This is a genomic window from Lentzea sp. NPDC059081, assembly GCF_042738015.1.
GTDB lineage: Bacteria > Actinomycetota > Actinomycetes > Mycobacteriales > Pseudonocardiaceae > Lentzea.
On the sequence record NZ_JBHYGW010000033.1, the window covers coordinates 34,064 to 59,171 of the forward strand.

The 25,108-nt window shown below is 70.5% G+C and carries 24 protein-coding genes, 1 tRNA gene and 1 pseudogene; 12 read left to right on the top strand and 14 right to left on the bottom strand.

Features of this window, described 5'->3' with window-relative positions; genetic code table 11:
- The first annotated feature begins 4 nt into the window (after nt 1–4).
- Both ACFWV3_RS39855 and ACFWV3_RS39860 read left to right on the top strand, forming a co-directional pair.
- Complete coding sequence (locus tag ACFWV3_RS39855) at nt 5–1,321, top strand: PPE domain-containing protein (RefSeq protein WP_382419125.1); 1,317 nt, start codon at nt 5–7, stop codon at nt 1,319–1,321.
- 9 nt (nt 1,322–1,330) lie between these two features.
- Nucleotides 1,331–2,110 carry an ESX secretion-associated protein EspG gene (locus ACFWV3_RS39860; protein WP_382419126.1) on the top strand — a complete coding sequence of 260 codons (780 nt, stop codon included), beginning with the start codon at nt 1,331–1,333 and terminating at the stop codon, nt 2,108–2,110.
- 3 nt (nt 2,111–2,113) lie between these two features.
- On the opposite strand, the gene ACFWV3_RS39865 is transcribed toward ACFWV3_RS39860, so the two are convergent.
- The 6 genes from ACFWV3_RS39865 to rox form a co-directional block, all read right to left on the bottom strand.
- The gene (locus ACFWV3_RS39865) at nt 2,114–3,274 is read right to left on the bottom strand and encodes a lactate 2-monooxygenase (protein ID WP_382419127.1); all 1,161 of its coding nucleotides are present in this window, start codon (nt 3,272–3,274) and stop codon (nt 2,114–2,116) included.
- Between the two features lie 13 nt (nt 3,275–3,287).
- Entirely contained in the window at nt 3,288–3,521 is a 234-nt protein-coding gene (locus tag ACFWV3_RS39870; protein ID WP_382419128.1) for a VOC family protein, read from the bottom strand.
- A 1-nt stretch (nt 3,522) separates the two neighbouring features.
- The gene (gene secD / locus ACFWV3_RS39875) at nt 3,523–5,643 is read right to left on the bottom strand and encodes a protein translocase subunit SecD (protein WP_382419129.1); all 2,121 of its coding nucleotides are present in this window, start codon (nt 5,641–5,643) and stop codon (nt 3,523–3,525) included.
- Nucleotides 5,644–5,725: 82 nt separating this feature from the next.
- Complete coding sequence (locus ACFWV3_RS39880; protein WP_382419130.1) at nt 5,726–6,052, bottom strand: hypothetical protein; 327 nt, start codon at nt 6,050–6,052, stop codon at nt 5,726–5,728.
- A complete protein-coding gene (locus tag ACFWV3_RS39885) occupies nt 6,052–7,005 on the bottom strand; it encodes a tetratricopeptide repeat protein (RefSeq protein WP_382419131.1) in 954 nt (317 codons plus the stop codon). Before ACFWV3_RS39885 ends, ACFWV3_RS39880 begins: the two co-directional genes overlap by 1 nt.
- A 58-nt stretch (nt 7,006–7,063) precedes the next feature.
- Nucleotides 7,064–8,491: a rifampin monooxygenase gene (rox, locus tag ACFWV3_RS39890; RefSeq protein ID WP_382419132.1), complete on the bottom strand. Its 1,428-nt coding sequence runs from the start codon at nt 8,489–8,491 to the stop codon at nt 7,064–7,066.
- Nucleotides 8,492–8,643: 152 nt separating this feature from the next.
- Here rox and ACFWV3_RS39895 point away from each other — a divergent pair, with 152 nt between their 5' ends.
- Nucleotides 8,644–9,789 carry an MFS transporter gene (locus tag ACFWV3_RS39895; protein ID WP_382419133.1) on the top strand — a complete coding sequence of 382 codons (1,146 nt, stop codon included), beginning with the start codon at nt 8,644–8,646 and terminating at the stop codon, nt 9,787–9,789.
- On the opposite strand, the gene ACFWV3_RS39900 is transcribed toward ACFWV3_RS39895, so the two are convergent.
- Together ACFWV3_RS39900 and ACFWV3_RS39905 are read right to left on the bottom strand one after the other, a co-directional pair.
- Nucleotides 9,733–10,125, bottom strand: coding sequence for an NUDIX domain-containing protein (locus tag ACFWV3_RS39900; protein ID WP_382419134.1), 393 nt, complete (start codon nt 10,123–10,125; stop codon nt 9,733–9,735). The two genes, ACFWV3_RS39895 and ACFWV3_RS39900, sit on opposite strands and share 57 nt — an antisense overlap.
- Nucleotides 10,126–10,135: 10 nt before the next feature.
- Nucleotides 10,136–10,717 carry an FMN-dependent NADH-azoreductase gene (locus tag ACFWV3_RS39905; RefSeq protein WP_382419135.1) on the bottom strand — a complete coding sequence of 194 codons (582 nt, stop codon included), beginning with the start codon at nt 10,715–10,717 and terminating at the stop codon, nt 10,136–10,138.
- A gap of 82 nt (nt 10,718–10,799) precedes the next feature.
- On the opposite strand from ACFWV3_RS39905, the gene ACFWV3_RS39910 reads away from it, so the two are divergent.
- Nucleotides 10,800–11,270 carry a MarR family winged helix-turn-helix transcriptional regulator gene (locus tag ACFWV3_RS39910; protein ID WP_382419136.1) on the top strand — a complete coding sequence of 157 codons (471 nt, stop codon included), beginning with the start codon at nt 10,800–10,802 and terminating at the stop codon, nt 11,268–11,270.
- On the opposite strand, the gene ACFWV3_RS39915 is transcribed toward ACFWV3_RS39910, so the two are convergent.
- Nucleotides 11,267–11,449: an oxidoreductase C-terminal domain-containing protein gene (locus ACFWV3_RS39915; protein WP_382419137.1), complete on the bottom strand. Its 183-nt coding sequence runs from the start codon at nt 11,447–11,449 to the stop codon at nt 11,267–11,269. The genes ACFWV3_RS39910 and ACFWV3_RS39915 overlap by 4 nt on opposite strands.
- Nucleotides 11,450–11,517: 68 nt before the next feature.
- Nucleotides 11,518–11,820 (bottom strand): annotated as a pseudogene (locus ACFWV3_RS39920) (FAD-dependent oxidoreductase); the annotation flags it as partial.
- Nucleotides 11,821–11,967: 147 nt separating this feature from the next.
- Between ACFWV3_RS39920 and ACFWV3_RS39925 the strand changes: the two are divergent.
- Together ACFWV3_RS39925 and ACFWV3_RS39930 are read left to right on the top strand one after the other, a co-directional pair.
- Nucleotides 11,968–12,168, top strand: a complete 201-nt coding sequence (locus tag ACFWV3_RS39925) for a hypothetical protein (RefSeq protein ID WP_090010112.1) — start codon at nt 11,968–11,970, stop codon at nt 12,166–12,168.
- Between the two features lie 53 nt (nt 12,169–12,221).
- The gene (locus ACFWV3_RS39930) at nt 12,222–13,721 is read left to right on the top strand and encodes an AMP-binding protein (RefSeq protein WP_382419138.1); all 1,500 of its coding nucleotides are present in this window, start codon (nt 12,222–12,224) and stop codon (nt 13,719–13,721) included.
- 246 nt (nt 13,722–13,967) lie between these two features.
- Here ACFWV3_RS39930 and ACFWV3_RS39935 read toward each other — a convergent pair whose 3' ends face one another.
- The gene (locus ACFWV3_RS39935) at nt 13,968–15,206 is read right to left on the bottom strand and encodes a helix-turn-helix domain-containing protein (RefSeq protein WP_382419139.1); all 1,239 of its coding nucleotides are present in this window, start codon (nt 15,204–15,206) and stop codon (nt 13,968–13,970) included.
- Nucleotides 15,207–15,479: 273 nt separating this feature from the next.
- Between ACFWV3_RS39935 and ACFWV3_RS39940 the strand changes: the two genes are divergently transcribed.
- Nucleotides 15,480–15,962 carry a PH domain-containing protein gene (locus ACFWV3_RS39940; protein ID WP_382419162.1) on the top strand — a complete coding sequence of 161 codons (483 nt, stop codon included), beginning with the start codon at nt 15,480–15,482 and terminating at the stop codon, nt 15,960–15,962.
- The gene (locus ACFWV3_RS39945; RefSeq protein WP_382419140.1) at nt 15,959–17,545 is read left to right on the top strand and encodes a PH domain-containing protein; all 1,587 of its coding nucleotides are present in this window, start codon (nt 15,959–15,961) and stop codon (nt 17,543–17,545) included. Before ACFWV3_RS39940 ends, ACFWV3_RS39945 begins: the two co-directional genes overlap by 4 nt.
- On the opposite strand, the gene ACFWV3_RS39950 is transcribed toward ACFWV3_RS39945, so the two are convergent.
- A complete protein-coding gene (locus ACFWV3_RS39950; protein ID WP_382419141.1) occupies nt 17,542–18,483 on the bottom strand; it encodes a GlxA family transcriptional regulator in 942 nt (313 codons plus the stop codon). The two genes, ACFWV3_RS39945 and ACFWV3_RS39950, sit on opposite strands and share 4 nt — an antisense overlap.
- A 71-nt stretch (nt 18,484–18,554) precedes the next feature.
- On the opposite strand from ACFWV3_RS39950, the gene ACFWV3_RS39955 reads away from it, so the two are divergent.
- Nucleotides 18,555–19,820, top strand: coding sequence for an MFS transporter (locus ACFWV3_RS39955; protein ID WP_382419142.1), 1,266 nt, complete (start codon nt 18,555–18,557; stop codon nt 19,818–19,820).
- On the opposite strand, the gene ACFWV3_RS39960 is transcribed toward ACFWV3_RS39955, so the two are convergent.
- Nucleotides 19,752–21,275 carry a helicase HerA-like domain-containing protein gene (locus tag ACFWV3_RS39960; protein WP_382419143.1) on the bottom strand — a complete coding sequence of 508 codons (1,524 nt, stop codon included), beginning with the start codon at nt 21,273–21,275 and terminating at the stop codon, nt 19,752–19,754. The two genes, ACFWV3_RS39955 and ACFWV3_RS39960, sit on opposite strands and share 69 nt — an antisense overlap.
- A 72-nt stretch (nt 21,276–21,347) precedes the next feature.
- On the opposite strand from ACFWV3_RS39960, the gene orn reads away from it, so the two are divergent.
- From orn to ACFWV3_RS39975, 3 genes are all read left to right on the top strand, one after another.
- Nucleotides 21,348–21,953, top strand: coding sequence for an oligoribonuclease (gene orn, locus ACFWV3_RS39965; RefSeq protein WP_382419144.1), 606 nt, complete (start codon nt 21,348–21,350; stop codon nt 21,951–21,953).
- A gap of 65 nt (nt 21,954–22,018) precedes the next feature.
- A tRNA-His gene (locus ACFWV3_RS39970) sits at nt 22,019–22,091 on the top strand.
- A 58-nt stretch (nt 22,092–22,149) separates the two neighbouring features.
- Nucleotides 22,150–23,775, top strand: a complete 1,626-nt coding sequence (locus tag ACFWV3_RS39975; RefSeq protein WP_382419145.1) for an ABC-F family ATP-binding cassette domain-containing protein — start codon at nt 22,150–22,152, stop codon at nt 23,773–23,775.
- A 4-nt stretch (nt 23,776–23,779) separates the two neighbouring features.
- On the opposite strand, the gene ACFWV3_RS39980 is transcribed toward ACFWV3_RS39975, so the two are convergent.
- Nucleotides 23,780–24,916, bottom strand: coding sequence for an Ig-like domain-containing protein (locus tag ACFWV3_RS39980; RefSeq protein WP_382419146.1), 1,137 nt, complete (start codon nt 24,914–24,916; stop codon nt 23,780–23,782).
- Nucleotides 24,917–25,108 lie beyond the last annotated feature (192 nt).

The following is a 25,108-nucleotide window of genomic DNA, read 5'->3' on the forward strand; positions in this document are numbered from 1 at the left end:
GGACATGCCTGGGGATGAGCCGAACATCGGTGGTTTCGCGATGCTGCCCTTCGCGGGTGGCGAGACCGTCTACAACTGGTTCGACAAGGGCAAGGGCCCGAGCCAGAGCACCGCACCGACCGCGCAGGGCTGGCGCGACCTCTCCACCGGCCACACCGAGGTCTCCCAGCTGATCGAGAAGGCCGTGGCCGACTCGGGCGCCTCCTGGGAGGGTTCCGCCGGTGACGCCGCGCGTGGCGCCACCTCCCCGCTCGCGACCTGGGCGGACGTGACCGGTGAGTCGGCGACGGCCGCGGCCGACACCTCCGACTCGGTCGGCCAGTCGTACGCGAGCGCCAAGAACGCGATGTCGAAGCCGCCGGAGGTCCCGGACAAGCCGTTCCTCAACGACCTCGCCTGGTGGGACACCGACTACGACGAGGCGGTCGAGAAGAACCAGCAGGTCAGCGAGGCCAACATGCGGGCGTTCACCCAGTACGGGGACGCCGTCTCGAGCAGCACGAGCAACATGCCGACGTTCATCTCGCCGACCGCCAACGACGCCAGCGTGGAGCAGCAGAGCGGGTCGGACCGGATCAACAACAACGTCGACAAGAACAACAACGCCAACGTCAACACCGGCAACAACACCGGCAGCGGCAACCTGAGCAGCAGCAACACGGGTGGTGGCAACAACACCGGCGTGTCCAGCTGGACGCCGCCGACCGACACGACGAACCCGTCGTGGACGTCGACGCCGCCCAACACGCCGCCGACGACGCCTCCCACCTTCGACCCGAACGACCCGCGCAACCGCCCGCCCACGGACCCCGGCATCCCGCCCAACGGCCGCTGGGACCCGAACAACCCCAACGACCCGCGCAACCGCGGCCGGCTCGACCCCAACGACCCCCGCAACCGCACCGGCGGTCCTGGCGGCGGCCGTGGGATCGGCGGACCCGGCGGGGGTAGCGGCGGCGGAGGCGGTGCCGGTGGCGGCCGTGGTGGCGGTGCCGGTGGCGCCGGCGGTGGTCTCGGTGGCGCCGCGGCCGCTCGTGGTCTCGGTGGTCCCGGTGGCATGGGCAGCGGCTTCGGCGGCGCGTCCGGTGTGGCCGGTGAGCAGGGCCGCGGTGGCATGGGCAGCTTCGGGCCGTCCGGTGCCGGATCGGCGGCGGCCGCCGGTCGTGGCGGCGCGGCCGGCATGGGTGGCGGCATGGGCGCCGGTGCCGGTCGTGGCGAGGGCGAGGAGGACAAGGAACACAAGTCCGCCTCGTACCTGCAGGAGACCGAGGACATCTTCGGTGACGGAACGATGGTGGCGCCGCCCGTCATCGGCGGTTAAGGGGAGAACGTGCTTCGCAGCAAGGTCGCCATCGGCGTCACGGCGCTCTACCAGGCTTGGCAGGCCGTCGGTCTGCCGAGTCTGCACCGCGCGTTGCTCACCCAGGTCGACTTCGACTCCGACCGCCTCGAGTCGGGCGACGTGAGCGAGCTCGAACGGCTGTCGCGCTCGGCGTGGGCCCAGCTCGAGCAGTACGGGCTCGCGCGCGGCGGGCAGGTCCACCCGGACCTCGCCAACGCGCTCAAGCTCGTCGTCGAGGCGGGCGTCGAGTACTGGGCCTACTTCAGCCTGAAGGACGGGCCGCAGCAGAGCGTGCTGGTCGTCACGAACGGCCAGGACGCGCTGCGGATCCTGCTCACGGCGGACAAGCAGTTCGTGCTCGAACCGGTCCGCCCGGACGAGGCGCCGCAGGCACTGGTCGGCGCCCTGCCGCCCACGCCGGCGGGCAAGGGCAACCCGATCACGCTGCCCGAGGACGCGCTGAAGCCGAAGCAGCAGCCGCGCTACGAGGACACCGGCTCGTTCATGCAGCAGAGCCGTCCGCAGAGCACGCCGAACGACCAGCTGGTCGCGCAGCTCCGGGAGATCATGGGCCAGCCGCGCACCGGCGGTGGCCAGGTCTACTCGGCCAAGCGCGACCACCTCGGCCGCAAGCAGCGCTGCGTCACCCCGCTCACGTTCATCGACACGCCGAGCGGGCGCTACCTCGCCGCCAAGAGCGACGGCTGGCTGCGAGTGCAGCCAGCCGACTTCGGCACGCTGGCGCGGATGACCGCGACCATGCCGTAGCTCTCAGGAGAACCGCAGCGCGTCCGGGCCCAGCTCGGCCGGGCTGCGGTGTCCCGAGAGGCCGAGCGTGAGGTCGAAGTCCGCGAGCAGGCTCCGCAGCACGTGCTTCACGCCGACCTGCCCGCCGTGCGCCAGCCCGTACGCGAACGGCCGCCCGACCATCACGGCCTTGGCACCGAGCGCCAGCGCCTTCACGATGTCCGCGCCCGTGCGGATGCCGGAGTCGAACAGCACGTCGACCTGCTCCCCCACCGCTTCGACGATCGCCGGCAACGCGTCCAGCGACCCGACCGCGCCGTCGACCTGCCGCCCGCCGTGGTTGGACACGACGACACCGTCCATTCCGAACTCGACGGCCTTGCGCGCGTCGTCCGCGTGCTGGATTCCTTTGAGGACGATCGGCCCGTCCCAGTGCTCGCGCAGGAACGCCAGCTGGTCCCACGACTTGTCGGTGCCGGTGAACATCCCCACCCACCGCAGGATCGCCATCGGCAGGTCCTCCTCCGGCGCCTTCTGCAGCCCGGCCCGGAAAGCCGGGTCGCTGAACGGGATCGCCGTACCGATGCCGCGCAGGAACGGCAGGTAGCCCTGGTCGAGGTCGTGCGGCCGCCAGGCCAGCGTCCACGTGTCGAGCGTGACGACCAACGCCGTGTACCCGGCCTTCTTCGCCCGCTCCAGCAACGAGACGCAGACCTCGGGGTCGTTCGGCCAGTAGAGCTGGTACCACCGCGGCCCGTCGCCGGACGCCTCCGCGACCTCCTCGATGGTGTGCGACGAGGCGGTCGACAACACCATCGGCACCCCGAGCTCCGCCGCCGCCCGCGCGGTCGCCAGCTCCCCGTCCGGGTGCAGGATCGACTGCACGCCAACAGGTGCGAGCATCACGGGCGCCGGCAGCTCCGTGCCCAGCACGCTCACCCCGAGGTGCCGCTCGGTCGCGTTCGTCAGCATCCGCGGCACGAGCTGCACGCGCTCGAACGCGTCGCGGTTCGCCCGCACGGTGGCCCCCGACCCCGCGCCTCCCGCCACGTACCAGAACGGCCCCGGTCCGAGCCGGTCGCGCGCGGACTGCTCCAGCGCGTTCGGGTCGGTGGTGAACGGCGGCACGGTGCCGCCGAGCCCCTGCAGGTAGATCTCGTTCTGGTACGCGGCGAAGTTGGTCATGCCGCCTACTCTGCTACGAAGCGAGCTGAACGAGGAAGAACTCGTTGCCGAACGGGTCGCTGAACCACGTGGCCCGGTCGCCCCAGGGCATCGTCTCCGGCTCGCCCTTCACCGTCACCCCCTTCGCCACCAGCCCGGCGACCTCGGCCTCGGCGTCCGGCGTGATCAGCGTGATCCCGCTGCCCATCGAGAACGACACGTTGGGCGTGTCGCTCAACGACAGCGCAAACGCCGTCTCCGCGGACAAGCTAGACCCGCGCTCCCGTGACGCGCTTCTTCGACACTGCTTTCCGCGGCCACCGCGACTCCAGCCAGATCGCGATCGGTGCCGCGGTGACCACTGTGGACGCCGTGCCCGCCACCAGGCCGATCAGCAGTGCGACGGCGAAGTCGGCCAGTGAGCCGTCGCCCAGGACCAGCAGGGCGGCGAGCACGAAGAGCACGCCGATGCCCGTGTTCACGGTGCGGGGCACGGTCTGCACGACCGCGTCCGACACCACGTCCTGGTACGAGGCCTTGAGCCGGGACCCGCGCAGCTCGCGCAGGCGGTCGAAGACGACCACCGAGTCGTTCACCGAGTAGCCGATCACGGTCAGCAGGGCGGCCAGGAAGACGCCGTCCGCGGTCTTGCCCATCCAGGCGAACAGGCCGATCAGCACCAGCACGTCGCTGACCAGGGCGGCGACCGTGGCGAGGCCGAGGCGCCAGTCGAAGCGCACAGCCAGGTAGCCGAGCTGGGCCGCCACGGCGATGGCCAAGCCGATCACGGCGTTACGGCGCAGTTCAGACGACAGCGACGGGCCGATCAGCTCGTTGCTCGACTGCCGGGCGCCGCCGTCGACGGCGGACGACACGACCTCGCCGATGCGGGACGACGTGGCGTCGTCGATCGGGCCGGTGCGCAGGGAGACCTCGGTCCCGGACGATGACACGACCACGTCCGAGAAGCCCGCGTCGGCCAAAGCGGAACGCACTCGGCCGGCGTCGACGGAGCCGCCCGCGGTGAAGTCGAGCATGCGGCCGCCGGTGAACTCGACGCCCAGGTTCAAGCCGCGCACGAACAGCCCGGCGAACGCCACGAGCACCAGCACGCCGGCGGTGAGCAGCCACCGGGACGGTCGCCGGTACAGGACGACGGACAGCCGTTGGCGGACGAAGCCCAGCGTGTGCAGGCCGCTCAGTCGAGGACGCTTAGCGACGAAACGCGTGCCCATGGCCCACACCACCAGCACGCGCGACAGCACCAGGGCGCTGAACATCGACGCCAGCACACCGATGGTCAGCGTGACGCCGAACCCGCGCACCGGGCCCGTGGCCAGCCAGAACAGCAGACCGGCGGCGAGCAGGGTCGTCACGTTCGAGTCGGCGATCGCGCTCAACGCCCCGCGGAAGCCGTTCTCCGAGGCGCGCCGGAGGTTGGGTTTGCGCGCGAACTCCTCACGGGCTCGCTCGAAGATCAGGACGTTCGCGTCGACCGCCATGCCGATCGCCAGCACGAAGCCGGCCAGGCCCGGCAAGGTCAGCGTCGCCCCCACCGCGAGCAGGCCGGCGTAGGCGACGCCCGCGTAGCCGACCAGCGCCACGACGGCCAGGAACCCGGCCAGCCGGTACGCGAAGACCAGGAACACCGAGGTCAGGGCGATGCCGATGATCGCAGCCTGGGCGCTGGCCTCGATCGCCTCCGCGCCCAGGGTCGCGCCGACGGTGCGCTGTTCGATCACCTCGACCGGCACGGGCAACGCGCCGGAGCGGATGACCAGGGCGAGCTCCTTGGCCTCCTCCTGGCCGAAGCGGCCGGTGATCGTCGTGGCACCGCCGGCCTGACCCGCGCCGCACGGCGTGTCCAGGCTGACCTCCGGCGATGAGATGGGGGCGCCGTCCAGCACGAACGCGATCTGGCGGCCGGGCGTGCCGGACGGTTCGCAGGCCGCCTCGCCGGTGACCTTCTGCCACGTCGACGGCGCGTCGCCCTGGAACTGGATGTTGACCACGAAGCCCGCGCCCTGCTGGTTGCGGACGGCGGTGGCGTCCGAGATGCCCTCGCCGGTCATGACGGTCTGGCCGTTGCGCTGCACGGTCAGCTGCGCGGTGCGGCCGAGGACCTTCACGGCCTCCTCGGGGTCCTGGACTCCGGGCAGTTCGACGACGATGCGGTTCTCGCCGGAGCGGGCGATGACCGGTTCGGCGACGCCCAACGCGTCGACGCGGCGGCGCAGGACCTCCAGCGACCGGTCGGCGGCGTCGGAGTCGCCCTTGGCCTCCAGGACGATCTGGGTTCCGCCCCGCAGGTCGAGGCCGAGGCGGGGATCGGTGGTGAGCAGCAGGAATGCGGATGCGACGAGGACCCCGAGCGCTATCAGACCACGCACGAGCAAGCCCTGTCGCGCGGTGTCGCGCGGCATGGGTGAGTGAGCCTTCCGGAAGAGAAAGTTGGTTGCTGAGAAAGGGGATTCAGCGACCGGAAGGCGGCGAGCGATCCCGCTGCGGGGTCCAGCGGACGCCCTCGGGCGTGCGGTGCACGCGGCGGGCGAAGGAGACCAGGAACCGCAACGGCATCGCGGGCTTCGCGACGGGCGGCACGTCCATCGGCACCTGCGACTGCGGTACCTGAGCGGCGTGGTGGTTGTGCGGTCTGGGGGCGGTGACCGGCAGGTTCGCGACGTCGTGGCCGAGCCGGACGACCGAGCCCTCGCCCAGCGCCGGTTCGGCGGGGGCGGCGACGACGAGGAGCTGACCGAGGAACAGCAGGAAGGCGAGCGCGACCGCGTTGCGACGCATCACCGCCTCCTGCCTCCACCCACGTAGACGAGCGCTCCCCCCACGACAGCGCACAACCAGGAAAGCACAAGCGGCTGCATCGTGGTGGCGCCGAACAGCAACGCGACCGTCCAGCCGACCAGGACCAGCGCCGACGCGGCCAGCAGCGACACCGTCACCGCGAGCTTGCGCAGGCCGAAGAGCATCTTGAACGGACGCAGCCGCATCGCCACGACCAGGCAGCACAGCACCAGCGCGCCGGTGAAGAACCCCAGGTAGGGCGTGGGGCGCGGCATGCCGGCGACCAGGGCGAGCAAACCGCCGCCGACGAGCAGCAACGACAGCATGCGCAGCGCTCGCCACACCTGCGCCTTGTTCAGCTGCGTCGGTGCGGGCGGCTTGGTGGCACGGCGGCGTTGCACGGTCGCGAGGTTGGTCTTGGAGTCCGCGTCGGACGGGTCGAGCTTGATCGCCGTGCGGTAGGCGTGCTCGGCGGTGCCCCAGTCGCGCATCCGCAGCGCCGCGTCGCCCAGCACCTGGAACGCCCGCGCCTCGGTCGGCGCGAGCTGAGAGGCGTGCAGGGCCGAGTCGAACGCCTCGACGGCGCCGTTCTGCGCGTCGGCGAGCACCTCGGCCAGCACGACGTACCCGCGCCAGTCGCCGGGCTTGCGGCGCACGGACTCGCGCGCCGACACCGCCGCCTCCTGGTGCCGGCCCAGGTCGCTCAACGCGAGCGCCGCCAGCCGCTGCGGCCAGGCGGGCTCGCCGTCGAGGATCATCGCGCGCTTCGCGGAGTCGAGCGCCTCGCCCGCCTCGCCCAGGTCGAGGTGGGCGGCCGCGAGCCGGCACCACGCCTCGGCGTGCCGAGGGTTCGCCGCCACGAGGGGCCGCAGCAGGTCGATCGCCTGCCGCGGCTTCCCCGAGGCGGTGAGCTCGGCTGCGCGCAGCAGCACGGCTGTCATCGGCTCGGACACGCCGAACAGTGTGACAAAGCGTCCCGCGCACCCGAACGGGTGACCTCGGACTCGTCACTCAAGAGGCAGCCCCGAACCAGCGCGCGAGCTCCGCCTCCAACGACTGCTGGTCGTCGCCGGCCCACGCCACGTGCCCGTCCGGACGCAGCAGCACGGCGGGCGCGTCGAGCTCCTCGCTCACGTCGACGACGTGGTCGACACGACCCGCCCAGCCCGCGACGGACAACGCCCCGGTCTGGTCGAGCAGGACGCCGCGACCCGCGTGCATCTGCCCGTAGAGGCCGCCCCGCTTCAGCGCGAGGTCTCCGATCCGCCGTCCCACCAGGTCGTCACCGGACCCGAGGTCGTACCGGATCCGCACGGCGATGATCTTCTCGATCAGGTACCGGTTGACCTCCTCGAACGCGACGAGCTCGGTGAGCAGCCGCCGGACGGACCGCGGTCCCGGCTCGACCTTCATCAGCTCGATCTGCGCACGGGTGTTGCTGAGCACCTCCTCGGCCACCGGGTGCCGTTCGGCCTCGTAGGTGTCGAGCAGACCGGCCGGCGCCCACCCGTGCACCGCGGCCGCGAGCTTCCAGCCGAGGTTGAACGCGTCCTGCACGCCCAGGTTGAGCCCCTGCCCACCGGTCGGCGGGTGGATGTGCGCGGCGTCGCCCGCGAGGAACACCCTGCCCGACCGGTAGCGCTCCGCCTGCCGGGTGGCATCGCCGAACCGCGACATCCACCGCGCCGAGTGCACGCCGAAGTCCGAGCCCGCGACCCGCCGCAGCTGCTCCTTGAAGTCGTCGAGCGTCGGCATGACTGAACGGTCCTCGGACACACCTTCGGCCGGCACGACGACCCGGTACGTCGCGGAGCCGCCGATCGGGCCGATGCCGAACCGCTTCTGCGTCTTGCGGATCTCCAGCATCAACGGCATCGCTTCCTCCCACGGGATGCCGATCTCCATCTCGCCGAGAAGCGTCTCCACGCGCGTGGGTTCGCCGGGGAAGTCGATCCCTGCGAGCTTGCGCACGGTGCTACGGCCGCCATCGCAGCCGACGAGGTACCTCGCGCGCAACGACGTGCCACCGGCCAATTCGACGGTCACGCCCTCGTCGTCCTGGTTGAACGCGGTGACGGTCTGACCGCGCCGGATGTCGGCACCGAGCTCCACGGCGTGCTCGGCGAGCAGACGTTCGGTGACCGGCTGCGGCATCGAGAAGACGAACGGGTACTTGGTGTCCAGGCGTTCCGGCGCTGGCCGTTCGATGCCCGCGAAGAACCCCGCGAGCGGGTGCGTCGTGCCGAGCGGGAAGAACCGGTCCGCGAGACCCCGTTGGTCCAGGATCTCGAGGCTGCGCGCGTGCAGGCCCAGCGCGCGCACGACCTTCGTCGGTTCGTGATCCCGTTCGAGCAGCACCACGCCCACACCGTGGAGCCGCAGTTCGCCAGCGAGCATCATGCCGGTCGGTCCACCGCCGGCGATGATGACGTCGATCATGGAGTGATCCCCATTTCCCCAGGTAGATGACGTTGGCCGGGAAATGATGAGGGATGACCGGGGTCTTGCCGCAAGCCCATGGGTGCGCTATATGTTGAAGTGGGAGGAGAGCGCTGCTCGCCTCCCCTTGTCGTATCTGGGGGTGCGACGTGGTGCGGTGGTACTTCGCCGGTCTCGTGCTGTCGTTCTTCGGGACGAGCGCGATGATGCTGGTCGCGGGCGTGTGGGTGAAGTCGCTGACGGGGAGCGACACGCTGGCGACGCTGGCTCTGCTGTGCGTCTACGCGCCGGGCGTGCTGTCGCCGTGGGTAGGCCGCTTCGCCGACTCGTACCGCAAGAGACCCCTGCTGATCTGCACCGACCTCGTCATGGCCGCGGTGCTGGCGGTGCTGCTGGTCACCGACGAGCTGTGGGTGATCTTCGCGGTCCTGCTGGTCTACGGCACGAAGGCGGTGCTGGTCAGCGCGGCCGAACCGGCGCTGCTCGTGGCGTTGCTCCCACCGGACCGGCTCGCGAGGGTCAACGGCCTGCGCATGTCGCTGCAGGAGGGCGTGAAGCTCGTGGCACCGCTGGCGGGCGCGGCGCTGTTCGCGGCGTACGGCTCGTGGCCGGTGGTGACGATCGACGCGGTGGCGCTCGTACTGGCCGCCGCGGCGACGTCGATGGTGCGCGTCGACGAACCCGCGCCATCGCCGCGGGCGACCCCGAGCCTGCCGCACGTCCGAGCGCTGGCCTGGCCGATCGCGGGCGCGGCGACGGCGTTGTTCGCGAGTTCGCTGCACACGGCGGCGTCGTTCGCGCTGGTCGACGACGGCCTGCACCGCAGCCCGGAGTTCCTCGGCGTGCTGCTGGCCGTCCAAGGTGCCGGGTCGGTGCTCGCAGGTTTCGCCGGCAGGCGTGCGAGCGTCACCGCCGGACTCGTGCTGGTGGCGGTGGCAGCGGTGCTGCGGACGACGGCGTGGCTGCCCGCCGTGCTCGTGGCCGGGTTCGTCCAGGGCGTCGGCCTGGCGTGGGCCGTGGTCGCCGTCGTCACGCTGGTCCAGCAACGCACCCCGCGAGCGGTGCTGGGCCAGGTCAGCGCGACCGCGGTCAGCATCGTCTTCGGCGCCGTGCCGATCGGGCTGGCCGCGGGCGCCGCACTGGTCGCGCGGCTGAGCTTCGAGGCGATCTACGTGGTCATCGCGGTGCTGACGGGCGTGGTGGCGCTGGTGACGAACGTCCGCGGCCGCGGTCCGCGCACGTCAGCTCAGCACCCCGGCGTCCTTCAGGTGGGCGAAGATGATCCGGTCGACCGGTGAGATCCGGTCCGCGTCGGCGGTGGTGAGCCAGGCCAGCTCCTCGATCTCGGCCGACGCCACCGGTTCCCCCTCGAACGAGGCGGTGTAGCAGGTCATCCGCACGGTCACCCCCGACGTGTGGCCGTGCGCCTGCGCCTCGAACGTGCCCACGTGCTCCGCCGAGGCGGCGTCGATCTCGACGGACAGCTCCTCGCGGATCTCGCGCACGAGCGTCTCGACGTCGGACTCCCCCTGCTCGCGCTTGCCGCCGGGCAGGTAGTACGTGTCCTTGCCCCTCGACCGGGTGCCCAGCACACGGCCGTCCTTGAGATAGATCCAAGCCACCTTGTCGATCACACGACCGACCCTAGGCGGACGCCAGCTCCTTGACCACGCGGTGGGCGTCGGCGAGCGACTCGACCGCGAGCTCGCGGAACTGGTGCAGCTGCGGGTTGACGTCGGCGAGGGTCAGCTCGGCGTGCACGAACTCGAGGTCGTGGTCCAGGCCGATCATCGAGAACACGGCCCGCAGGTACGGCTCCTGGAAGTCGAAGCCCTCGCGCGGCGTGCCCGGCTTGTACGAACCACCGCGCGCCGTCACGACGACGACCCGCTTGCCGCCCAGCTCGAACGTGCCGTCCTCGCGCGGGAAGAACTCCCTGGTGGCGATCTGGTCGATCCACGCCTTGAGCGTCGACGGGATCGAGAAGTTGTACATCGGCGCGCCGATGAGGATCACGTCGGCGGCCCTGAGCTCGGCGACCAGGCCGGCCGTGACGTCCTGCGGTGTGCCGTCGACGTGCGGGATCCGGTCCGCGTTGACGTCGCGGTAGGCGTAGCCGCCCTCGGGGTTGGCCGACCGCCAGGCGTCGGCGAACGCACGGGTGACCTCGCGGGTCACCGAGCCCTCGATGCGGATGCTGGAGTCGATGTGCAGCAGATTGGTCATACTCGGAACATACGAGTGAAGAACTTCCGAGTCAAGACGTTCTTAGTCGAGAACATCTCTTCCGGGATGTAGGATGGAACACATGGAGGAGCGGTCGCTGCACAACGCCTGTGCGGAGAAGTGGGACTTCAACTGGCTGCTGCACCGGGCGGCCCAGCGCGTCGGGTCGTCGTTCGCCGAGGAGATCTCGAAGTACGGGATCACCGTGCGCGGCCAGCTGATCCTCCAGGCCCTCGCGAACGAGGAGGTCCAGCGCACCCAGCTCAAGCTCGGCGCCATGCTCGGCCTCGACAAGACCACGCTGACGAGCGAGCTGGACAAGCTCGAGCGCTCCGGACTGATCCAGCGCGTTCCCGACCCGAACGACCGCAGGGTGCGCACACCGGTGATCACCGAGGACGGCGTCGAGCTGCAGCAGAAGGTCGGACTGGCGCTCGCCGAGGTCGAACGCACCTACCGCGCGCGGTTCACCGACGAGGAGATGGTGATCATCCGCAAGGCGCTGACCAGCCTGTCCGACGGTGAAGCCCCCGTGCACGGGTCCTGCATCTAGACCAGCGACCCCAGGTCGGAGTCGCGCAGCCAGAACGCGATGAACTCCCGTGCGGCCAGGTCGCCGCGCACGACCAGCTCGTCGTCGGAGTTGGCGAGGCCGCAGTACTCCATGCCCAGGTCGTACTGGTCGGTGAAGAAGTACGGCGACTTGGCGTACTGCTCGTCGAACCCGAGCATCGAGCCCGCGATGTCCGTGCCCTGAAGCCCCGCACGCCCGCGCCCAGCCGGAACTCGACGCCGTGCTCCTCGTGCAGACCACGGAACATCGCGCCCATCTCCGCACCCAGCACGCGCACGAGCGGCTGCAGCAACGGGTCGACGACCGTCACGCGGCAGCCGTGCGCGCGGGCCGCGGCGGCCACCTCGCAGCCGATCCAGCCGGCGCCGACGACCACGACGTGCTTGCCCTCGCCGAACGCCGACCTCAACGCGAGCGCGTCGTCGACCGTGCGCAGGACGTGCCCCCGCGCCTCCGGCAGGACGCGCGGACGCGAGCCCGTCGCGAGCAACAACCGGTCGTAGGTGCGGACCGCTCCCTCGGAGTCCACGACCGTGGGATCGCGTCCGACGCTGACCGCAGCCCGGCGTGGTCGCCCGACGGAGAACGCGGATTCGTCGTCATGAGGCGCTGTCGATCACGTCTAATGGGAGTGAGCGCCGCACCGGCGCCCCGAGTGAGCTGGAGGAACCACCCCGTGGGAGCCAAAGAGGAGTGGCAGGTGAGCTGCCGCGACATCGCTTCGCGCCGACGGGACATGACGGTGTTCGTCAGCCAGGGGCACATCGTGATCACCGTGCCGCCGGGAGAAGCAGCCGTTCTGACACCGCTGGAGGTCGGCCGCCTGCGCGCGGCCCTGCGCGACGCCGTCGTGAGCGCGTCCAACACGGACATGTGACCGCCACCACAGCACTACCTACTCACGAGTAGGTAAATGGCAGAGTGGGTCCCATGCTGACCCGCGTGCTGCTGACCCTGGTCAAAGCCGGAGTGATCCGGCCGCTGGGCCCGCGCGGGCTCTCCGGGACCGTGCGCGGGTACGTGCAGTGGGACATCACCCTCGCATGGGGGTACCAGACCGGTGCCGGCCGGCACCCGGACCGCGCGGCGATCATCGACGACGACGGCGTGCTCACGTACGCGGAGGTCGACGAGCGCACCAGCCGGCTCGCGCACGCCTTCCGCACGAAGGAACGCGTCGGACTGCTGTGCCGCAACGGCCGCGCGTTCGTCGAGACGATGACCGCCTGCACGAAGATCGGCGCCGACGCCGTCCTGCTCAACACGAGCCTGAGCGCGGGACAGCTGGCCCAGGTGGCGCAGGACCAGGAGCTCGACCGGATCGTCGCCGACCGCGAGTTCACCGACGTCCTGCCCGACGTCCCCGCGTACTTCACCGACGAGCTCGAGTCGCTGGTCATCAACGGACCCCGCACGCCGCTCCCCCGCAGGCCCCGGCGCGGCAGGCTGATCATCCTCACCTCCGGCACCACCGGCACGCCGAAGGGCGCCCGCCGGCCGGAACCCGCGAGCCTGGCCCCGGCCGCCGCGCTGCTGTCGCGGATCCCGCTGCGGCACGGCGACGTCGTCTCGATCACCTCACCGCTCTTCCACGCGTGGGGCCTCGCCGCCTTCCAGCTCGGGCTCGTGCTCGGCGCCACCCTGGTGCTGCGCAAGAAGTTCGACCCGGCGCAGGCCCTGCGGGACGCCGAGCGGTGCGACGCGATGTTCGTGGTTCCCGTGATGCTGCAACGCATGCTGGAGACCCCGCACCGGCCGAAGCTTCGGGTGATCGCCTCCAGCGGGTCGGCGCTGCCCCCGAACGTCGCCACCCGCACCCTGCGGGAGTTCGGCCCGGTCCTCTACAACCTCTACGGGTCGACGGAGGTGAGCTGGGCGAGCATCGCCACACCGGAGGAGATGCTCCGGGAGCCCGGCACCGCGGGCAAACCGCCGCTCGGCACCCGACTGGCCATTGTGGACGAACACGGGAAACCCGTGGCGCCCGGCGAGACCGGGCGGATCTTCGTCGGCAACGAGATGCTGTTCGACGGGTACACCAACGGCACCAGCAAGGAGTCGTTGAACGGCCTCATGTCCACCGGGGACCTCGGTTACGTCAAGGACGGTCTGCTGTTCGTGGCGGGCCGCGACGACGAGATGATCGTGTCCGGCGGCGAGAACGTCTACCCGCGCGAGGTCGAGGACCTGCTCTCCACTCTGGACGGCGTCACGGAGGTCGCGGTGACGGGCGTGCCGGACGAGCAGTTCGGCCAGCGCCTCGCCGCGTTCGTCGTCGGCTCGGAAACCCTGACGGCGGAGGGGGTCCGCGACCACGTGCGGGCGCACCTCGCGCGGTTCTCCGTGCCCCGCGACGTCTTCTTCCTCGACGAGCTGCCCCGCAACGCCGCCGGAAAGGTGGTCAAGCGGCAGCTCCGCGCGGAGCGGTAGGACCCGGCCGCGGCTGGCATCCATTGGCATCCTGTTGACAACTGGTCCGTCCAGGCCGCCGGCTCTCCCCCGTTCGGCTGCTTGCCCTGCACCGGGTACCACCTGTTATTGGGCGTTCCACCCCGTGGCACTGGGGTGAATTGGGTGATGTCACAGGTGAGGAGTCTGTGTCATGCTCCGTTCACGAAGTGTCCGGTCGACGAGCTAGGGGCGGTCATGACGGGGCAACGTCGCCCGCTGCCGGGGTCAGTGCTTGCGCAGTGCGACACGTGCCACGTCTCGCCACAGCAGCGGATCGACGCCCTCGGGGTTGACGTGCTCCAGCAACGCGGCGAGAGCGGTGCGCGCCTCGCCACCGCCGTCCGGGTCGACCTCGTCCGCCGCCCGCACGAGCAGCAGGTGGCACCGCAGCTGCTGTTCGGCGTCGAGCAGCCCTGTGGCGATCGCGCTCTCCGCGAGATCACGGGCCTTGTCGACCTCGCCCTCGCGCAACGCCAGCTCGGCCCGCAGCGCGCGGACGTGCGCGAGCAGACTCTCCGGCCGGTGCAACGCCGCGGCGGTCGTCTCCACCGCGTCGAGCAACGCGACGACGTCGCAGAGGTTCGCGCCGGGCGTGCGCAGCCCGATGGACGCTCCGGCGAGCCGGACCCGGCACCGGTACTCGGGATCACCGTCGAAGTCGTCGAGCAGCAGGACGGCCTCGCGGATGCAGTGCGCGGCCTCGGTCCGGTCGCCCAGGCGGTCAGCGACCTTCGCGCGGACCCACCACGTGGAGATCGCGAGCCGGTCGCGGCCGAGCTCGGGCAGGCGCGCGGAAAGCCGGTCGACGACCTGCTCGGCGTCGGCGAGACGGCCGGCGGCGGACAGCTCGGCGCACAACGAGATGAGCGCGCGGGTGTGGACGCGGCGCACCCGGTCACCGTCACCGGTGGACAGTGCGACGGCCTCGTTCGCGGCCCGCACGGATTCGGCCGTCCGGCCGAGGCGGCGCAGCGAGGATGCGCGCAAGATCTCCACGAGGGCGTCCACCGCCGGACCGGGAGACCACGACTTGCGCAGCTTCACCGCGGCCGACAGCAGACCCTCGTGGTCGCGCTGCCTCGCCAGCACCACGAGACGCGTCCAGCGCACGCACCAGCCGAACATCTCCTCGTCCGGCCGCTTTCCCAGCGCCTCCAACAGGTCCACGGTCGTCACGAAGTCCCCGTCGTGGTAGGCGAGCAACGCATCGCACCACCCCAGCGCCTCGTCCTGCATCGCGGTGCGGTCCTCGTCGGCCGTCAGCTCGGACGGGTCGACGTCGAGCACCTCGGCGAGCCTGCGGACGACCGCGGGCGACGGCACCCGTTCGCCGGACTCGAGGCGGGACACGTAGCTCATCGACACGCCGGGGCAGGCGAGGTCCTTTTGCGACAGACCGCGTTGCAACCGGGCCGACCGCAGGCGTGCGCCGAACCTCGTCAACGACTTCCTGCCCTCATCCACGGCCGCCACCTATCGGAACGGAGCACCTCAATGAAGTTGAACACTATCGCTCGCACAATCGCCGCCGTGGTACTCAGCATCGGGGCACTGATGGCGCTCGGCGGCACGGCGTCGGCCGGCGAGCCCGACAACTTCACCCCACCGTACGTCGTGCAGCCCTGACGGCCGGCCGTGGTGGTCCCGCCTCCCTCGCACGCGGGACCACCCCGGCACGCCAATTGACACACCTGACCACACCACCCGCTGCCGGTGGTGCACCCTTGAGGGGTGACTCTGCAACTGCGCACGCCTCGTCACCAGGTGAGCCCGAAGTCCGTCCTGCTGTGGACGATGCAGGCCGCCGCGTTCTGGCTCGTGCTGTTCGTGCCGCAGCTGGTCGTGTTCCTGGTGGTGAGCACGCCTCCCACCTGGGAGCTCGCGCTGCTGGTCGCCACGGGCGTGGTCGGCGTCGTGCACACCGCGGTCGAGCCGAGCTGGCGCTACCGGGTGCACCGCTGGGAGACGACGCCGGACGCCGTCTACACGCTCTCCGGCTGGCTGAACCAGGAGTGGAGAGTCGCACCGGTCTCGCGGATCCAGACCATCGACACCAAGCGCGGGCCGTTCCAGCAGATCCTGGGTCTCTCGACGGTCACCGTGACGACGGCGTCGGCGGCGGGCCCGGTGGAGATCGAGGGCCTGGACCACGAGGTCGCGCAGCGGCTCGTGGTGGAGCTGACGAACACCACGCAGGCCACTCCGGGTGATGCCACGTGACCACGTCACCGGAGACGCCCGCCGAGATGCCCACCGGGATGTCCACTGGGATGTCCGCTGGGATGCCCACCGGGCTGCCCGCGGCGCCGGAGATCACCGAGCCGCTGCCGGAGTGGCACCGCCTGCACGTGCGGATGCTCATCGTGCGGCCGCTCAACGAGACCATCGCGTTGCTGGTGCCGATCCTCGTCCTGGTCTTCACGAGCAACGGCGAGCGTTGGCGGCTCATCGGCGGCGGCGCCACGGTCGCGGTGATCCTCGCGGTCAGCTACTTCCTCTGGCGCACCACCAAGTACCGCATCACCGACGACCAGGTAGAGCTGCACACGGGGTTGCTGACGCGTAAGCAGCTCGCGGTGCCGCGCGATCGCATCAGGACGGTCGACCTCACCTCCAAGCCGGGCCACCGCCTGTTCGGCCTGTCGGCGGTGCGGATCGGCACGGGCCAGCAGGACACCCCCGGCACGGACGGCCTGACGCTCGACGCCGTGACGAAGGAGGAAGCCGAACGGCTGCGCGTGTTGTTGCTGCAGAAGGGCAACGCTCCCCGGCAGGCGACCGGCGCGGGTGCGACGGACGCGGAACCGGTGCCGCGGTCCGAGGTCATCTCGCAGCTCGACCTGAAGTGGCTGAGGTACGCGCCCCTGTCGTTATCCGGCCTGGTCGCGATCGGCGCGCTGTTCGGCGTGCTGTCCAACTACGCGGACGACGTCGGCCTGCACCCGGTGCAGGACCTGTTCGAGTGGCTCTTCGACCGCCCGAACGTGACGCTGATCGGCACGTTCGTGCTCGGTCTCGTCGTCGCCGGGCTCGTGCTCTCGGTGCCGCTCTACGTCCTGCAGTTCTGGAACTACCGGCTGACCCGCGAGCCGGACGGGACCCTGCGCGTGCAGCGCGGCCTGCTCACCACCCGGTCCGTGTCCGTGGAGGAACAACGGCTGCGCGGTGTCGACATCCAGGAACCGCTGCTGGTGCGCGCGGGCAAGGGCGCGAAAACCGTTGCGGTGACGACGGGTCTGGGCTCGAAGGGCGAGAGCAACCTGCTGCTGCCGCCCGCGCCGCTGTCGGTGGCGCACCAGGTCTCGCGCGACGTGCTGAAGGTCGACGACGACCCGACCACCCGCACGCTGCGCAAGCACCCGTTCGCCGCTCTGCGCCGCAGCGTCGTCCGGCACGTGGTGCCGTGGGCCGTGATCGCCGCGGGCCTCGCGATCTGGGCGCCGTCGTGGGCGTGGCCGATCCCGGCGGCGATCATCCCGTTCGCCGCGCTGGTCGGCTGGGACAACTACCGCTCGCTCGGCAACGCGCTCGACGACCGCTACCTGGTGACGCGCAACAACTCCCTGGTGCGCAGCACGGTCGCGTTGCAGCGCACCGGCATCATCGGCTGGCGCATCCGGCGGTCGTTCTTCCAGCGCCGCAGCGGGTTGATGACGATCGGCGCCACGACGGCGGCGGGCGCGGGTGTCTACCACGTCACCGACGTCGGTGAGGCGGACGGGTTGGCGCTGGCCGACGCGGCGGTGCCGGACCTGCTGCGCCCGTTCCTGGTCGAGTCCTCTGAGGACCGTTCCGGTTCCTAGGCAGTGCGGAAGGTCTGGCGGTAGGCGCTCGGGGACACCCCGATCGACGCCGCCAGCTGCTGCCGCAGCGCCGCGCCCGTGCCGAAGCCGGAGTGGTTCGCGACCTGGTCGATCGGCAGGTCCGTGGACTCCAGCAGGTGCCGGGCGCGCTCGACGCGCTGCTGGGTCAGCCACTGGCCGGGCGACATGCCGGTCTCCGCGCGGAACCGGCGGGTGAACGTGCGCACGCTCATCCGCACCTGCGCGGCCATCGCGGCGAGGTCGAGCGGTTCCTGGAGCCGCTCCAACGCCCACTCGCGGGCGAGCGCCGTGGACGTGTCCGGGTAGCTCGGCACCGGGCGGTCGACGAACTGCGACTGGCCGCCCTGCCGCCACGCCGGGACGACGCAGTAGCGGGCGACCCGGTTGGCGACGTCGCTGCCGTGGTCGGACCTGATCACGTGCAGGCAGAGGTCGATGCCGGCCGCGACGCCGGCCGAGGTCAGCACGTCGCCGTCGTCGACGAACAGCACGTCCGGGCTGAGCCGCACGCGCGGGAAGAGCGCGCCGAACGCGTCGGTGGCGCTCCAGTGCGTGGTGGCGGGCCTGCCGTCGAGGATCCCGGCGGCGCCCAGCACGAACGCGCCGGTGCAGATCGACATGACCCTCTTCGCCCTCGTGGTGGTGAGCGCCTCGAACACGGCCGGCTCCAGCCTGCCCTCGTGCCGTGCGAGCGGGTAGCGGGTGCCCGGTACCAGGACCGTGTCGGCGTCGCGGAGCACCTCCAGGCCGTGGTCCGGCGCGATCGAGAACCCGCCGCTGGTGGCGACCTTGGCGCCGCCCGGCGAGCACACGAGCAGCTCGTACTGCTCCGGCAGTTGTCCGAAGATGTGCGTGGCGGTGCCGAGGTCGAAGGCGATCGACGTCTCCAGCGCCAGCACGGCGATCCGATGGGCCATGGCCCGATTCTTTCACATGTTGGCTTCTCGGCCACTGGTTCGCGGATCGGCCATCGCCGAACCTTGTCGGCGTGAGACTCCATTGGGCCTGGGTGGTCGCGGGTGTGTCCTTCATCGCCCTGGTGGGCGCGGCGTCGTTCCGGGCGGCGCCGAGTGCGTTGATCGAGCCGCTGCGGGCGGAGTTCGGCTGGACGACCGGCACGATCTCGCTCGCCATCTCGATCAACCTGTTGCTGTTCGGGCTGACCGCGCCGTTCGCGGCCGCGCTGATGGACCGGTTCGGCGTGCGGGTCGTGGTGACCTTCGCGCTGACGATGGTCGCGATCGGCAGCGGGCTGACGGTGTTCATGACCGCGTCGTGGCAGCTCGTGCTGCTCTGGGGCGTCGTGGTCGGCCTGGGGACCGGGTCGATGGCGCTGGCGTTCGTCGCGACGATCACCGGACGGTGGTTCGTGCGGCACCGCGGCCTGGTCACGGGCGTGCTGACGGCCGGTGGCGCGGCCGGGCAGCTGGTCTTCCTGCCGACGGTGGCGTGGCTGTCCGAGAGCTACGGCTGGCGGCCCGCGTCGCTGGTCATCTGCATCGCCGCGCTCGCCGTCGTGCCGCTGGCCGCGTTCTTCCTGCGCGAGTACCCGCGGGACGTGGGCCTGCTGCCGTTGGGCGCCACCGAGGACACTCCCCCTCCGCCCTCCGGTGGCGCGGCCCGTCGTGCTCTCTCCGCGCTGGGATCCGCCGCGAAGACGCGCCCGTTCTGGTTGCTGGCCGGTGGTTTCGCGATCTGCGGTGCGTCCACGAACGGCTTGGTGGGCACGCACTTCATCCCCGCCGCGCACGACCACGGCATGCCGACGACGACCGCCGCCGGGCTGCTGGCGTTGGTCGGCGTGTTCGACATCGTGGGCACGATCGCGTCCGGCTGGCTCACCGACAAGGTCGACTCGCGCCTGCTGCTCGCGGCCTACTACGCATTGCGCGGGCTGTCGTTGATGTTGCTGCCTCAGCTGTTCGGCGAGTCGGCGCACCCGTCGATGCTGGTGTTCATCATCTTCTACGGCCTCGACTGGGTCGCGACCGTGCCGCCGACCGTGGCGTTGTGCCGCCAGTACTTCGGCATGTCCGGTCCGGTCGTGTTCGGCTGGGTGTTCGCCTCGCACCAGCTCGGCGCCGCGCTGGCCGCGTCCGCCGCCGGGCTCACCCGCGACCACCTGGGCAGCTACGACCTGGCCTGGTACGTCGCGGGCGCCCTCTGCCTCGGCGCGGCGGTGCTGTCAGCGTCGCTTGCGCGAGGTGCCGAAGAGGCCCCGCGTGATCTCGCGCGCCAGGGCGCTGCCGGCTGACCGCAGGAACGACTTGACGGCGCTGTTGCCGAGCACCTTCTCGACGAGCCCCGGTTCCTCCTTCTCGCGCTTCGGCTCGGGAGGAGCTTCCGGGGCTTGGTGTTCTTCCTGGGACGGCGCGACTTTGGCCATCAGCTGCTCGTAAGCCGACTCGCGGTCGATGGTCTCCGCGTACTTGCCGTGGAGATCTGACGTCGCCGCCGCCTGTTTGATCGCGTCGTTGCCGATGGTGTCCATCAGCGACCGCGGTGCCCGCAGGCGAGTCCACGCGACGGGCGTCGGCGCGCCCTTCTCGCTCAGCACGGTGATGACGGCCTCGCCGATGCCGAGCGACGTGAGGGCCTTCTCCAGGTCGTAGTGCGGCGTCGTCGGGTACGTCTTCACCGTGCGCGCCAACGCTTTCTGGTCGTCCGGCGTGAACGCGCGCAGGGCGTGCTGGACGCGGGCGCCGAGCTGCGACAGCACGTCGTTCGGGATGTCGGTCGGCAGCTGCGTGCAGAAGAAGACGCCGATGCCCTTGGACCGGATGAGCTTCACGGTCTGGGTGATCTGGTCGAGGAACGCCTTGGAGGCGTTGGCGAACAGCAGGTGCGCCTCGTCGAAGAAGAAGACGAGCTTGGGCTTCTCGACGTCGCCCTCCTCCGGCAGCGTCTCGAAGAGCTCGGCCAGCAACCACATCAGGAACGTGGAGAACAGCGCCGGGTTGCCCTGCAGCTCGGCCAGTTCCAGCAGGCTCACGACGCCCTTGCCGTCGCGTTCGCGCATGAGATCGGCAGGGTCGAGCTCCGGTTCGCCGAAGAACCGGTCGCCGCCCTGGGCCTCCAGGTTGACCAGCGCCCGCAGGATCACGCCCGCCGTCGAGCTCGACACACCGCCGATGCCCTTGAGGTCGGCCTTGCCCTCGTCGCTGGTGAGGTGCTGGATGACGCTGCGCAGGTCCTTGGTGTCGAGCAGCGGCAGGCCCTTCGAGTCGGCCCAGTGGAAGATCAGGCCGAGCGTCGACTCCTGCGTGTCGTTGAGGCCCAGCACCTTCGACAGCAGGATCGGGCCGAAGCTCGTGACGGTGGCGCGCAGCGGGACCCCGATGCCACCGGTGCCGATCGACAGGAACTGCACGGGGAACGCCCCCGGCTGCCAGTCGTCGCCGGTGTCCTTCGCGCGGGACGTCGTGCGGTCGCTCGCGGCGCCTTGCTGCGACAGACCGGACAAGTCGCCCTTCACGTCGGCCATGAGCACCGGAACGCCGTTGTCCGACAGCTGTTCGGCGAGGAGCTGGAGGGTCTTCGTCTTGCCCGTACCCGTTGCGCCCGCGACGAGTCCGTGGCGGTTGACCATGGACAACGGGATGCGGACGTGCGCGGTCGACTCCACGGTTCCGTCGACCAGCACGGCGCCCAGCTCGATGGCCGCGCTCTCAGACGCGTACCCGGCGGCGATCTCACTCTGAGCCGTCATGCACGGGGAGCGTAACCATGTTGCCGCACGCCGCCACTCGAAGTTGACGCCTCGCGCAGTAATGTTCCGGGGGTGATGGATCGTCTGGTGTGGATCGACTGCGAGATGACCGGACTCGACCTGGGCAAGGACGCTCTGATCGAGATCGCGGCACTGGTCACGGACGCCGAGCTGAACGTGCTCGGCGAGGGTGTGGACATCGTGATCCACGCGTCCGACGAGGTGCTCGCCTCGATGCCGGAAGTCGTCATGGAGATGCACGCCAAGTCGGGCCTGACCGAGGAGGTGCGCGCCTCCGCGGTGTCGCTGGAGGAGGCGGAGGCCGCCGTGCTGGCCTACGTCAAGGAGTGGGTGCCGGACCCCCGGACCGCTCCCCTGGCCGGCAACTCCATCGCGACCGACCGCGGCTTCATCGCCCGCGACATGCCGGCGCTCGACGCGCACCTGCACTACCGCATGGTCGACGTGTCGTCGATCAAGGAGCTGTGCCGGCGCTGGTACCCGCGCATCTACTACGCGCAGCCGGGCAAGGGCCTCGCGCACCGGGCGCTGGCGGACATCGTCGAGTCGATCCGGGAGCTCGCGTACTACCGGCGGACGGCGTTCGTGCCGCAGCCGGGGCCGACGAGCGAGCAGGCCCAGGCCGTGGCCGCTGAGCTGCTCAAGGACGTCAAGTGACCCCCTGATTTCTATTCCGGTAGCTGCCGTTGCTATGCTTTCCTCGCCGGTGAACGCCGGTGATGGTGGGTGTAGCTCAGCTGGCAGAGCACTGGGTTGTGATCCCAGGTGTCGCGGGTTCAAGTCCCGTCACTCACCCTTTGTCGAAAGGCCTCCGCATTCGCGGGGGCCTTTCTTCACGTTTCGGGGAGTCTTCATGACCACGCTCGTCGCCAAGGACCTCGCCGCCGGTCACGGTGACCGCGTCCTGTTCTCCGGCCTGGACCTGGTCGTCGCGCCCGGCGACGTCATCGGGCTCGTCGGCGTGAACGGCGCGGGCAAGTCGACGCTGCTGAGGACGCTGGCCGGGCTGATCCCCGCCGAGTCGGGCCGCGTGACGCTGAACCCGCCGTCCGCGAACGTCGGGCACCTCGCCCAGGAGCCGGAGCGCCTCGAAGGCGAGACCGTGCGCGAGTTCCTCGCCCGCCGCACCGGTGTCGCGGAGGCCCAGGCCGCACTGGACGCCGCCACCGAGGCGTTGACCGCCGGCAACGACGAGGGCTACTCGGACGCCCTGGACCAGTGGCTCGCCCTGGGCGGCGCCGACCTGGAGGAGCGGTCGCTGGAGGTCGTGGCCGACCTCGGGCTCGCCGTGGGCCTGGACGCGTTGATGACGTCGCTGTCCGGCGGCCAGGCGGCGCGCGCGGGCATGGCGTCGTTGCTGCTGAGCCGCTACGACGTGTTCCTGCTCGACGAACCGACCAACGACCTGGACCTCGACGGCCTGGAGCGGCTGGAGAAGTTCGTCACGGGCCTGCGCGCCGCGACCGTGCTGGTGTCGCACGACCGCGAGTTCCTGGCCCGCACGGTGACGAGCGTGCTGGAGCTCGACCTGCACCAGAACGCCGTGCACCTCTACGGCGGCGGCTACGAGTCGTACCTCGAAGAACGCGCACGGGCCCGTCAGCACGCCCGTGACGACTACGAGGAGTACGCGGACACCAAGGCGTCGCTGGAGGCCCGTGCGCGCATGCAGCGCGCGTGGATGGAGAAGGGCGTGAAGAACGCCCGGCGCAAGGCGGGCGACAACGACAAGAACGCGCGCAAGTTCCGTGCGGACGCGACCGAGAAGCAGGCGTCGAAGGCCCGGCAGACCGACCGCATGATCGAGCGGCTGGACGTCGTCGAGGAGCCCCGCAAGGAGTGGGAGCTGCGGATGGAGATCGCGTCCGCACCCCGTTCCGGCGCGATCGTGGCGTCGCTGCGGGCGGCCGTGGTCTCGCGCGGGTCGTTCACGCTGGGACCGGTGGACCTGCAGGTCGACTGGGCGGACCGGGTCGCGATCACCGGGGCGAACGGCGCGGGCAAGTCGACGCTGCTGGCCGCTCTGCTGGGGCGGGCGGAGCTCTCCTCCGGCTACGCGACGCTGGGGTCCGGCGTGGTGGTCGGCGAGGTGGACCAGGCGCGCGGCCTGTTCCTGGGCGACCTGCCGCTCGTGGACGCGTTCGAGGAGGCCGTGCCGGAGATGACGCCGGCGGACGTGCGGACGTTGCTGGCGAAGTTCGGGCTGAAGGCGGCGCACGTGACGCGGCCGGCGGCGTCGCTCTCACCGGGCGAGCGGACGCGGGCGGCGCTGGCGTTGCTGCAGGGCCGCGGGGTGAACCTGCTGGTGCTGGACGAGCCGACCAACCACCTCGACCTGCCCGCGATCGAGCAGCTGGAGCAGGCGCTGGAGCACTACTCCGGCACGTTGCTGCTGGTCACGCACGACCGCAGGATGCTGGAGGCCGTGCGGGTGAACCGTCACCTGACCGTCGCGGACGGCCAGGTGACGGTCTCCTAGATCGTCAGCGGTTGCCCTGCACCCACTGGTTCCAGGGCACCTGCCAGTCGCCGAAGCCGTCCCAGGCCTCGAGCGCGGGGCCGCCGGAGTTGGTGACGACCACGACGTCGCCCTGCTTGCTGTTGTCGATGACCCACTTGGCGTTCTCGGGCGAGAGGTTGAGGCAGCCGTGGCTCACGTTGCGGTGGCCCTGGTCGCCGATGGACCACGGCGCGCTGTGGAAGAAGATGCCGCTGTTCGACATGCGGTACGCCCAGTCGACCGGCGTCTTGTAGCCGCCGTTCTCGAGCGCCAGGCCGTACGTCGTCGAGTCCATGATCATGTGGTCGTGCTTCTCCATCAGCACGTACGTGCCGGTGGGAGTGGTGTTGGCCGCGTTGCCCATCGAGGTGGGCATGGTGCGCACGACCTGGCCGTTGACCTTCACGTTGACCTGGTGGGTCTGCCCGTCCGCCTCGTAGACGACCGAGTCGCCGACGGTGGTCGTGATGGTGCGGTCCTCCTGGCCGTAGATGCCGTCACCGATGTGCTTGCCGTAGACCTTGATGTTCATCGTGATCTTGGTGCCCGGCTTCCAGAACGTCTCCGGCCGCCAGTGCACCTCCTTCTTGTTGAACCAGTAGAAGGCGCCCTCGACCTTGGGCTCGGTGGTGATCTCGAGCATCTTCTCGGCCGCGACCTTGTCGGCCACCGGCTCGTCGAAGTAGAAGGCGAGCGGCTGGCCGACACCGATCGTGGTGCCGTCCATGGGGTTCGTCGACACGTAGGTGAGCGTGCGCGGCTTCACCGTCGTGAAGGTCGACTCCTTGGCCTGCTGCTTGCCGTCCGCGCCCGTCGCCGTGGCCACGAGCTTGTACGTCTTCGAGTACCCCAGCGGCTCGGTGTTGGTCCACTGCGTCGACTCGGGGTTCATCTTGCCCTCGACGGCCTTGCCATCACCGTTGAAGAGCTTGACGTCGTCGAGCTTCCCGTCCGCCGCCGTGGCGATGACCGGCAGGCCCGGCGACACGTCGGCGGCACCGTTGTTGAGCGCCAGTGTCAACGTCACGGGCTTGGCAGGAGGAGGAGCGGCACTCGACTCCCCGCCGGCGGCGATGCTCGCGCCCTCGCCACCACCTGAACAGCCTGCGATCAGGATCACAGCGAGTCCCGCCGCGACCACCCCACGACCGCGCCTGCTCCACATCCCCATCGACGCACTTCCGATCTGCTTGTCGCCACTCCCGAGACTGCCTGCACGAAGTCGCTTTGGCGTCCCCCGATTAGGTGACGACACGATGCCCCCCGAAGTTGCTCAAGTGGCCGGATCGTTACGTGGCCGATGCGGTTCGAA